Raw genomic sequence first — 10,897 nt, 5'->3', positions numbered from 1 at the left:
ATAAAAAAATCATATATTACTTTTCAGTATATTTTAAACAATTTTAAAATTAATATCAGATTTCAACAGTCCCATAAACGTTTAACCATCTTAGGCAAGGTTTCTGTCGCAAACTGATAGACATACAAATTTTTATCATAGATTTTACAGATAGTGGCTTTAACCAAAAATAAAAGAGGTGCCTGATTTTTTAGAGATTAATTCATCTAACTTTGATGAGAATATTACCGTTATTAGATTAATTTATAATTAGTTGTTACTTGCAGCTCTGTTTTGTCTTTTTTCTTGCCTTTTTGCTTTAATTTTAGCTTTTTGTTCAGGAGATGCATTTTTAAAGTGATGCTTTCTTTGTTGTCTAAGAGTTTGTCTTTGAGAGTTGCTTAGACCTTGAATATATTCTTTCCTATCTTGTTTATCTAAGCTTCTAACATGTTTTAAGCTAACACTATCATCAGCCATAGCTAAGCTTGATAGTGCAAATGTTAAGGTAATTACAGATATGATTATTTTTTTCATTGTAGATCTCCATTGACTATATAGGTTATTAATACAAACAGCTTTCATTAATATGAGTTTGCAATTATTATTTTATCATTCCTACTGTTATGTTATGGAATATATTTTTATTTTTAGGAGTTATTCTTTAATTTTATAGAGAGTATACTATTAATAAATAATGATAATAGATTTTTATTATATGTCACATATACTAGTTTTAAACTGTGGGAGCTCATCCGTTAAATTTGCTCTTATTAACCCAGAAGCTGAAGAGTCTCTTTTAACAGGGCTTGCTGAGAATATTGGAAGTAAAAATTGTAAAGTTATCTTTAAAGCTAAAGAAAAGCTTCAAAAAACTATTGAAAATGGTTTGTATTCAGATATTTTCAATGAGCTTAAAAAGTTTTTATCTGAGCAGGGCTACTTAGATAAGATCACTGCTATTGGCCATAGAGTAGTTCATGGGGGGCAATTTTTCTCAAAGTCTGTATTAATAGATGATGACTCTTTACAAAAAATTAAAGATTGTATACCTCTAGCACCGTTGCATAACCCTGCTCATATTGAAGGAATTGCTTTTTGTAAGCATATATTCCCAGGCTTACCTCAAGTCGCTGTTTTTGATACAGCTTTTCATCAAAGTATGCCTAATTATGTTGCAGAATATGCAATACCAAGGGAGCTTACTCATGATCATAATATTAGAAAATATGGGGCTCATGGGACATCTCATAAATATGTATCACAACAAGCGGCAAAGATATTAGCTAAGCAAAAAGCAAATGTTATAGTTGCTCATCTTGGTAATGGCTGTAGTATAACAGCAGTTGTTGATGGAAAAAGTATTGATACGAGTATGGGGCTAACCCCTTTAGATGGTTTAGTAATGGGGACACGTTCAGGAGCTATTGATCCAAGTATTTTTGCATATATCTCAGATAATCTTGGTTGGGATATTGCTAAAATCACAAATACTCTTAATAAGAAAAGTGGTCTTTTGGGTATTTGTGGGCATAATGATATGCGTGAAGTTTCTGAGCTTGCTGCAAAAGGGGATGATTTAGCAAAATTAGCGATAGAAATATTTTGTCATAGAGTGGCTAAATTTGTCGCAAGCTATATGATCTATTTCAAAGAATTTGATGCTCTGGTTTTTACTGGAGGTATTGGTGAGAATGCTGTTAATATCCGTGAAAATATTATTTCAAAGCTAAATAATATTGGTTTTGAAATAGATATCAAGAGCAATAATAAGTCTGCTTTATTTGTGAATTTATCAGGTAGTCACAAAATAATGGTTATAGCTACTAATGAAGAGTTAATGATAGCTCAAGACACACAAAAACTAATATAAGAGGATGCTATGAAAAAATCTGTATTTATATTACCAACATCAAAGCATACTGGTTTGCGAGTTTTGGCAAATGGCTTGGGTTACTCTTTACAGCAAAAGGGGCTTAAGGCCGGGCTTTTTCATCCTATTTATGATATGGATATGTCAGTAGCACAGATAGAAGTATATTTACTAAATAATCGCATTAAAGATTATGTTGAGCTAGTTCTTAGCAAATTTTATGAGAAGTGCAGCGATGCAGACTTTATAGTTATTTCAGGATTATTTAGACAAGGGAGTAGTTCTCATAAGTTATATCCTATTAATGCAGTTGTTGATCAGCTAAATATTGAGCTTATAAAGGCTTTGAATGCTGATGTGATAATAACGTCATATCATGGTAATAAGCCTATGGATGATATCAATGATGAATTAGATTATGCAGTCAAAGGGGTCCCAAAGAAAATAAAAATAATTGGAGCTGTTATTACAAAGCTCAATGCACCTTATGATAGTGATGGTAAAGTTAGTTTTAGTTTGACTGATGAAAGTACTGATACCCGGGAGCATGGAAATGTAACTAGAGATCAGCTTGAGCAATTACCAGTATTTGCACAGAAAGGTTTAAATCTAATTGGTGTTGTTGATTGGAATAAGGAGAGAACTTTTCCACGAGTTTTAGACATTAAAAATACTCTTAATTTGAATGTTTTGTCTAATGTAAGTTTGGAAGCCCGAGTTAAGAAAGTTATGATGTGCTCTAGGGGAGTTGATAATTTAGTTAATGATTTAACACCTAATTCCTTGATAGTGACTTCAGCAGATCGTTCAGATATCTTAGTAGCGGTTTGTTTAGCTGTACAAAATGGCATGAAGATAGCGGGTATAGTTTTAACTGCTGAGGAATATATTTATCAAAAACCAAAACAAAAAGTGAAGCAACTATGTATTGAGACTGCTGAGAAAGCAGGGTTTGCAATACTTACAACAAAAAATAAGAGTGTAAAAACTATTCTTAAAATAGCGGATATTGACTTAATGGGAATTCCTCTTGATGATAAGGAAAGAATTCAAAAGGTAAAAGAGGTTATTTCAAGTTCATTAGATAGAGAAAAGATAATAGCTACATTGACATCAAAAGATGTAAAACAAGAAGTGATGTCGCCACCTGCCTTCAGATATCACCTATTAAAGATGGCGAGAAAGGCTAAAAAACGCATTATTCTACCAGAGAGTTATGAGCCAAGAACATTGGAAGCTGCAAAAAACTGTCATGAACAAGGCTTAGCAGAATGTGTATTAATCGGTGATAGTGAGAAAATTAATAAAGTTGCTGAGTTAAATGGTTTTAGCTTGCCTAATGATATTGAGATTGTAACTATTGATGCTGCTGCTGAAGCTAAATATTTAGATACTTTAGTTGGGTTACGAAAGCATAAAGGTTTATCTGAAAGTATGGCAAAAGATGCTCTTAAAAATCCAGTAATAGTTGCAACGCTTATGTTATACCTAGGTGAGGTTGATGGTCTAGTTTCAGGAGCTGAGCATACGACAGCAGACGTTTTAAGACCAGCATTACAGCTTATCAAGACTAAGCCAAATATATCTTTAGTTTCTTCTGTATTTTTTATGTGTATGCCGGATGAGGTTGTAGTGTTTGGTGACTGTGCGGTAAATCAAGATCCAACAGCTGAGCAGTTAGTTGATATAGCTATTCAAAGTGCTGAATCTGCGAAAAAGTTCAATATTGAGCCACGTGTTGCAATGATAAGCTATAGTACAGGAACTTCTGGGTCGGGTGCACAAGTTGAAAAGGTTAGATCAGCAACAGAAATGCTTAAGCAAAAAGCTCCAGACTTATTAGTCGATGGACCATTGCAATATGATGCTGCTATGATAGAAAGTGTCGCTAGTAAAAAAGCGCCTAATAGTCCTGTTGCAGGTAAAGCTACTGTTCTTATATTCCCAGATTTAAATACAGGTAATACTGTTTATAAAGCAGTACAAAGAAGTGCCAATGTTTTAAGTATAGGGCCAGTTTTACAAGGTATTAATAAACCTGTAAATGATCTTTCAAGGGGCGCTACCGTTGATGATATAACTTATACAATTGCAATTACTGCTATTCAATCGATATAATCTTTTATATAAGAGTAAAATAGTTATGAAAAAAGTCTTTTTAATTTTATTTAATTATTAGCTTATCAGGTTGTATAGGTGTTAGTTTTAATAAGCCTACTAATAACAATAGATATGCGACAACAAGATATTAGAATGTTAAGCTACTAAGGGGAAATAGTTATGAATAATCTGCTAGATAGGGTTTTAAAAAAATATTCATATTCTGGAGAAAATAGCTTTGTGTTAAGCAATCCAGCAACAGGTGAGATTTTATGTGAGCTTGAAAACAAAAGTGCACAATATGTTAGAGATAGTATCTTAGTTTCTAAACATACTCAAAATGTTTATAAAGAGAAGCTTGCTATTGATAGATCAAAAATCTTGTCTAAATGGTATGATTTAGTTATTGAAAATATTAAATATTTGGCAGAAATTATTACATTAGAAAGTGGAAAGCCTTTAAGTGAATCAAGGGGAGAAGTGCTATATGGGGCAAACTTTATTAAATGGTATACTGAGAAAGCAAATAGAATAGATTCGCGTATATTTGATCCTAATATAAAAGAAGCTGAAGGTAGAGTTGACTATCAGCCGGTGGGTGTAGTAGCTGCGATAACACCATGGAACTTTCCTCTAGCTATGGTTACACGAAAAGCAGCTCCAGCGATTGCAGCGGGTTGTAGTGTGATACTTAAACCATCTGAGTTAACACCACTAACAGCATTTGCAGTTAAAGAGTTGCTTATAGATGCAGGAGCAGATGAAAATTTATTACAGGTTATATGTGGTGACTCGAAAGTAATAGGTAAAGAGTTTCAACAAAGTAATATAGTTAGAAAGATAACTTTTACAGGCTCAACAAGAGTAGGTAAACTTCTTATGCAACAAGCAGCCGATACGGTTAAGAAGATATCTCTTGAACTTGGAGGAAATGCACCCTTTATCGTATTTGAAGGAGCTGATTTAGAAAAAGCTATACAAGGGCTTTTAGCTTCTAAGATTAGAAATGCTGGCCAAGTTTGTATTGCACCAAATAGAGTCTTTGTACAAAACACAATTAGAAAAGATTTTGTAGCTAAGCTTAAGCAAGTCATTACAGAGCTTAAGCAGGGCAATGGATTAGAGCCAGGTGTAAAGATAGGGCCATTAATAAATCAAGCAGCAGTTGAGAAAGTTCAGTCACATGTCAATGATGCTATTAAAAAAGGTGCAAAGTTAGTTTGTGGTGGTAAGGTAAATTTAGAACTAGGTGGTAACTTTTTTGAGCCAACTATTTTAGATAATATGCAAGATAATATGGATGTTAGTTGTGAAGAAACTTTTGGTCCTGTTATTGGTATCTTTGGCTTTGATTCAGAAGATGAGGTTATACAACGATCAAATAATACCGTATATGGTTTGGCTAGCTATTTCTTTAGTAGTGATATGAATCAAATAAGAAGAGTTCGAAATGCCCTTGAGTATGGTATGGTGGGCATAAATTCAGGAACTATCTCAAGCGAAAAGGCACCATTTGGCGGGGTCAAAGAGTCTGGACTTGGTAGGGAAGGATCTGATGATGGGATTTATGAGTTTTTAGAAGCTAAGTATAGTTTACAAAGTTTTATTTAATCTTATAATTTAACGATTACTCATTTATCAAACCACACTACTAAGCAGGAGTTTTGTTTTGCGGACTAAATCTATTCTAGTTTCAAGTATTGGCAGTGCTTTTGAAACATTTGACTTTCATATATTTGGCTTATTTGCTTTTCAGATATCGATGGCTCTCTTACATCAGGAATCACTTAATAGTTCACTTATTTTAATTTTTGCTATTTTTGGAGCTGGATATTTTGCTAGACCAATTGGGGCAATATTTTGGGGCAATCTTGGTGATAAATATGGTAGAAAAATACCTTTTAAATGGACTGTTATTTTAATAGGGATTTCATCATTAATAATAGCTATATTACCAAGTAGCAATACTATTGGGATATTTACACCTTTAATATTAGCTGCTTGTCGACTAGTTCAAGGATTTTCTTTTGGAGGAGAGTTAACAGCAGCTGTACTATTGGTTAATGAACAGTCTTCAACTAGACGCAATTTCCTTACTTCGATAGTTATATTTTGTGCTACTTTTGGTATGATTTTAGGTTCTATAGCATATTTTTTACTTAGCTTTGTATTAACAACTGAGCAGTTTTTTGCTTATAGTTGGCGTTTAGCTTTTGCATTTGGTGGAGTTGCAGTACTTTTAAGTTATTTTTGGCGTTCTTCAATTGATGAAACATTAACTCCTGATATAGATCAGCCAAGAGGTTTCGTTTTAATAGAGTTATTGAAGAATCATTTGGGATTATCTTTGAAGTCTCTATTAACTATATCTTCTTGTACTGTGTTTTTAGCGATGTTCATAGTATTTCTGCCAACTTATTGTCAAAAGTGCCTAGGTTTAGATAAGAATGTGACATCAACTTATGTACTAGTAACAATAGTTACATATGCTATATCAGTTCTAGCAGGAGGATATATTGCTGATAAAATTGGTAATAAGGCTACTCAAGGTATTGGGATAGTATTAGCTATAGTATTGCTTGTGCCTCTAGCTACAGCTCTAATCTTAAAAGCATCTTTAGTATGGACTATAGTGCTTATAGTTGCATTTGCCTTTGTAAATGGTTTGATTAATGCTAATTATATGTGTGTAGTACTAAATCGATTTAAAAAAAGCCGTAGATTTAGTGGTTTAGCTATTACACAAAACTTAGGTATGGCTATTTTTACAGGAGGCTTACCAATATTATTTGCCTATTTAGCAGTTGATCTAAAGATTTTAACTGCACCATTTTATATATTAGTTGTGGTTTATATTATCTCTTTACTTTCTTTATTTGAAAGAAAATAAAAAAATGTAAAATTAGCTATAAATTATTGTTTATTTTATTAAAAATGTGTAGAGTGTGAAGTATAGCGCTGATTTACTTCAAATTGCGAGCGCTTTATAAGTCCTGCTAAAGCGAACATTTCTTCCATAAAGTCTTGTAATCGTTTTAGTAGGGAGCTTTTTGCTAATATTCAAAAAGTTTGTTTATTAATTAAAACGTGGAGATTTCCAAAGTGAAAAAAGAAAATTTACTTGAGAGACTTGATAAAGGTCCCGTAATTTGTGCAGAAGGTTTCCTATTTGAAATAGAACGTCGTGGTTATTTAGCATCAGGAGAGTTTGTACCAATGGTATCACTTGAGCATCCTGAGGTTTTAGAAGGTCTACATAGAGAATTTCAGCATGCTGGTTCTGATATTGTTGAAGCATTTACGTATAATGGTCATAGAGAGAAGTTAAGAGTTATTGGTAAAGAACATTTACTTGAGCCATTAAATAGACAAGCTCTAAGAATTGCCAAAAAAGTTGCTGACTCAACACCAGAAGGTCTAAAACCAAACCTGTTAGCTGGAAATATTTCTAACTCAAATATTTGGAAGCAAGGTGACCAAGAGTCTCAAAAAGAAGTCAAAAGAATGTTTAATGAAATGATTGGTTGGGCTGCTGAAGAAGGTGCAGATTTACTAATTGGTGAAACATTCTATTATGCAGAAGAAGCATTCGCTGCTTTAGAAATTATGAAAAAAGCCGGCTTACCATGTGTAGTTACAATAGCGCCATTTGGTGAAAATATCATGCGCGATGGTTGGAGTATTGTAGATACTTGTAAAGAGTTAGAGCAACGTGGTGCAGATGTAGTAGGTATGAACTGCTTCAGAGGCCCTCACACAATGCTTCCTGATATCGCAGAAATTCGTAAAGCGGTTAAATGTCATGTTGCTGCATTACCAGTTCCTTATAGAACAACAAGTGATCATACTACATTCTTTAACTTACCAGATGATAATGGTTGCATTTGTGGAGCTCCGCATGGAAGAACATTCCCTACTGCGTTAGATCCTCTATATTGTAACCGTTATGAAATTAGGGATTTTGCTAAGAAGGCATATGATCTGGGAGTTAACTACTTAGGTGTATGTTGTGGTGCTAGTCCTATGCTAATTAGAGAAGTTGCTGATGCTGTTGGGTTACAAGTACCTGGTAGTAAGTACTTAGAGAAGATGGAAAATCACTTTATGTATGGAACTAATAAGCGTACAGCAAAACATATGCAAGAATATGGTGATAAAGCATAAAAAAATAACAAACTAAGTTAAAAAAGCGCTGATTTATTTCAAATTGCGGGCGCTAGATAAAATCTGCTAAAGCGAAAACATTAATAATATTGTTCTCATCGTTTTAGCAATAAAAAAATTATGGGGGCAAAATATGACCATTATAAATTCTAAAATCGATACCCTAGCTGTTCATTCAGGTAATCCAGGTGATACAGTAACAGGCGCTGTGACAACACCTATCTATACTTCTTCTGTTTATCGTCAAAAAAGTCCAGGCGGTGAAAAAGCTTTTGAATATGGTAGAGTTGGTAATCCTACGAGATCTAGCTATGAGCAGGCTGTAGCAGAGTTAGAGGGAGCAACGAAAGGTTATGCTTTTTCATCAGGAGTTGCTGCAATTAATGCAGTATTAGATATTTTAGGTGTTAATAGTCATATAATAGCAACTGATGCATTATATGGTGGCACTTATAGATTATTTGAAGAGGTTAAGAAATACTCATCAGCTCTTCAAGCAACATATGCGAATCTAAGTGACTTAGACAACTTGGAAGCAAACCTTAGAAAAAACACCAAAATGCTATGGGTTGAGACGCCATCAAATCCTTTATTAAGAGTAGTTGATTTAGAAAGATTAAGCCAGTTTTGTAAAAAACATGGTTTAATATTTGTTGTCGATAATACTTTTGCTACCCCTTATAATTTAAAACCGATATCTTTTGGTGCAGATATTGTTATACACTCAGCATCAAAATATATAAGTGGTCATTCTGATGTGATTAGTGGAGTTGTTGTTGTAAAAGATAATGATGAGCTAATTAAAAAATTAGATCTTGTTCATTTAGCTGGAGGGGCTGTTTCTAGCCCATTTGACAGCTTCTTAGCCACACGAGGACTAAGAACATTAGCTCTAAGAGTAAGACAGCATAATCATAATGCTTTAACGCTAGCAAAATGGCTTGAGCAGCATGAGCTAGTTAAAAAGGTATACTATCCTGGTTTAGAAAGTAGCCCAGATCATAAGCTTGCGAAACAGCAAATGAAAGGTTTTGGTGGGGTTCTAAGTCTTGAACTAAATGGCAGTGATGACTTGGCAAAAGCATTTTTAGAAGAGCTAGAGCTATTCGCTATAACAGTTAGTGCTGGTGGTGTTGAGAGTTTATCATCGATACCTGCTTTGATGTCTCATTCTTCGATTCCTAAAGAAGTTAGGTTAGAACAAGGTCTAAGTGATGGTCTAATCAGGCTTTCAATAGGTATAGAAGATGTTGAGGATCTTAAAAATGATATAGAGCAAGCTCTTATAAAGGCAACTACAAGGGAGGGTAATATAGATGTCATTGACTATAGCAAAGCAGTCTAAATATCCTCAAGGAATGGTTTATCTTTTCCTAGCTGGTCTATGGGAGAGGTTTAGCTATTATGGAATCACAGCACTATTAATTTTATACTTATTCAAATTTTTTGATATTTCTGATGCTAAGACATACCTTATCTATGGAGCATATGCCTCGATGGTATATGGAACTCCAATAGTTGGAGGTATAATCGCAGATAAATACATTGGACAATACTACTCTATCATTATAGGTGCTTTATTGATTGCATTAGGGCATTTTGTAATGATCATCCCAAATGCTCAGCATATATATTTCTTTTTAGGATTAAGTTTTGTGATTATTGGTACAGGTTTATTTAAGCCCAGTATTGGAGCTATAACAGGTACATTATTTACAAATACTCAATATAAGAGGAATGAAGGTTTTACTTTATTATATATTGGTATGAATGTAGGAGCTATTACAGCTCCGATAGTTTGCTCATATATAGCTGTGACAATTAGCTGGAATTTAGCATTTGGTATTGCAGGCTTAGGAATGTTAGCTGGATTGTTGATATTTATAAAAGGTTCAAAGCATTATAAAGATATTAAACAAAGCACCAAATCTTTAGCAGAAAAATATTTATTTGCAGCTACAATAGCTATAGGTTTAGGTATCTTGATTGCTTTTATCTTTGTTTTACTTGCTTATCCTATTTGGGCTAGTCGAGTTTTATATCTAATAGGAGCCATTACATTATTAATAATTTTATATTTTGTGAAGATTTCAGAAGCTAATGATAGAAGTAGGATTTATATCACTGTAACGTTAACAATTTTTTATATGATATTTATGATTTTATTACAACAAAGTGGTGGGATGATGAATGTTTTTACAGAAAGAAATGTTAATAGAGTGATATTTGGTTTTGATATTCCAGCGAGTGCATACCAATCTGTAGAGCCTTTCTTTATAATCCTTTTTGGTCCTGTATATACTTATCTAAGTCGTAAATATGGCTCAAATCCATATACATATCCGACTAAGTTTGCCAAAGGATTATTTATAATGGGGCTATCATTCTTTATTTTGGTTGTAGCAATTCCTTTGACAGCTAAGAACGGTATTATTTCATCATGGTGGATAAATCTAAGTTACTTATTTGAGGCTTTAGGTGAGCTATTTATAGGGCCAATAGGCTTAGCAATGGTGAGTATAGTATCTCCTAGAAAAATGGTTGGCTTTTTTATGGGCGTATGGGTCTTAAGTTCGGCTTTTGCTAACTTTTTAGCAGCAAGTTTTGGAATATTAATTAGTGGTAATGGTAAATCTGCTGCACTTCCTCCTATTGAGACAATACATACTTATTCGAAGGCATTCGGTTATTTTACTCTATTAGGATGTGGTGCCGCGGTTATCTTATTTATTTTATCGCCATATCTAAATAGAAGACTTAGACAGTTAGTGGTATAGTTTT

Annotated in this window: 8 protein-coding genes; 7 read left to right on the top strand and 1 reads right to left on the bottom strand. The window is 33.5% G+C overall.

Features of this window, described 5'->3' with window-relative positions; all coding sequences use genetic code 11:
• Positions 1-249: 249 nt before the first annotated feature.
• On the bottom strand, positions 250-516 hold the full coding sequence (locus tag AB8E56_RS06175; protein ID WP_329479140.1) for a hypothetical protein: 267 nt from the start codon (positions 514-516) through the stop codon (positions 250-252).
• 181 nt (positions 517-697) lie between these two features.
• Between AB8E56_RS06175 and AB8E56_RS06170 the strand changes: the two genes are divergently transcribed.
• The 7 genes from AB8E56_RS06170 (at position 698) to AB8E56_RS06140 (ending at position 10,893) form a co-directional block, all read left to right on the top strand.
• Positions 698-1,852, top strand: a complete 1,155-nt coding sequence (locus AB8E56_RS06170) for an acetate kinase (RefSeq protein ID WP_329479138.1) — start codon at positions 698-700, stop codon at positions 1,850-1,852.
• A gap of 9 nt (positions 1,853-1,861) precedes the next feature.
• The gene (gene pta / locus AB8E56_RS06165) at positions 1,862-3,970 is read left to right on the top strand and encodes a phosphate acetyltransferase (protein WP_329479136.1); all 2,109 of its coding nucleotides are present in this window, start codon (positions 1,862-1,864) and stop codon (positions 3,968-3,970) included.
• 162 nt (positions 3,971-4,132) lie between these two features.
• A complete protein-coding gene (locus AB8E56_RS06160; protein WP_329479133.1) occupies positions 4,133-5,563 on the top strand; it encodes an NAD-dependent succinate-semialdehyde dehydrogenase in 1,431 nt (476 codons plus the stop codon).
• A 58-nt stretch (positions 5,564-5,621) separates the two neighbouring features.
• Positions 5,622-6,842 carry an MFS transporter gene (locus AB8E56_RS06155; RefSeq protein ID WP_329479131.1) on the top strand — a complete coding sequence of 407 codons (1,221 nt, stop codon included), beginning with the start codon at positions 5,622-5,624 and terminating at the stop codon, positions 6,840-6,842.
• A gap of 212 nt (positions 6,843-7,054) precedes the next feature.
• Positions 7,055-8,116, top strand: a complete 1,062-nt coding sequence (locus AB8E56_RS06150) for a homocysteine S-methyltransferase family protein (RefSeq protein WP_329479128.1) — start codon at positions 7,055-7,057, stop codon at positions 8,114-8,116.
• 133 nt (positions 8,117-8,249) lie between these two features.
• A complete protein-coding gene (locus AB8E56_RS06145) occupies positions 8,250-9,461 on the top strand; it encodes a PLP-dependent aspartate aminotransferase family protein (RefSeq protein WP_329479124.1) in 1,212 nt (403 codons plus the stop codon).
• Positions 9,433-10,893 carry a peptide MFS transporter gene (locus tag AB8E56_RS06140; RefSeq protein WP_329479122.1) on the top strand — a complete coding sequence of 487 codons (1,461 nt, stop codon included), beginning with the start codon at positions 9,433-9,435 and terminating at the stop codon, positions 10,891-10,893. Before AB8E56_RS06145 ends, AB8E56_RS06140 begins: the two co-directional genes overlap by 29 nt.
• Positions 10,894-10,897 lie beyond the last annotated feature (4 nt).

Origin of the sequence: Francisella sp. 19X1-34 (assembly GCF_041102755.1) — a bacterium.
GTDB lineage: Bacteria > Pseudomonadota > Gammaproteobacteria > Francisellales > Francisellaceae > Francisella.
The sequence above is the reverse complement of the archived record's forward strand: the minus strand, read 5'-3'. Positions and strand labels throughout refer to the sequence as shown.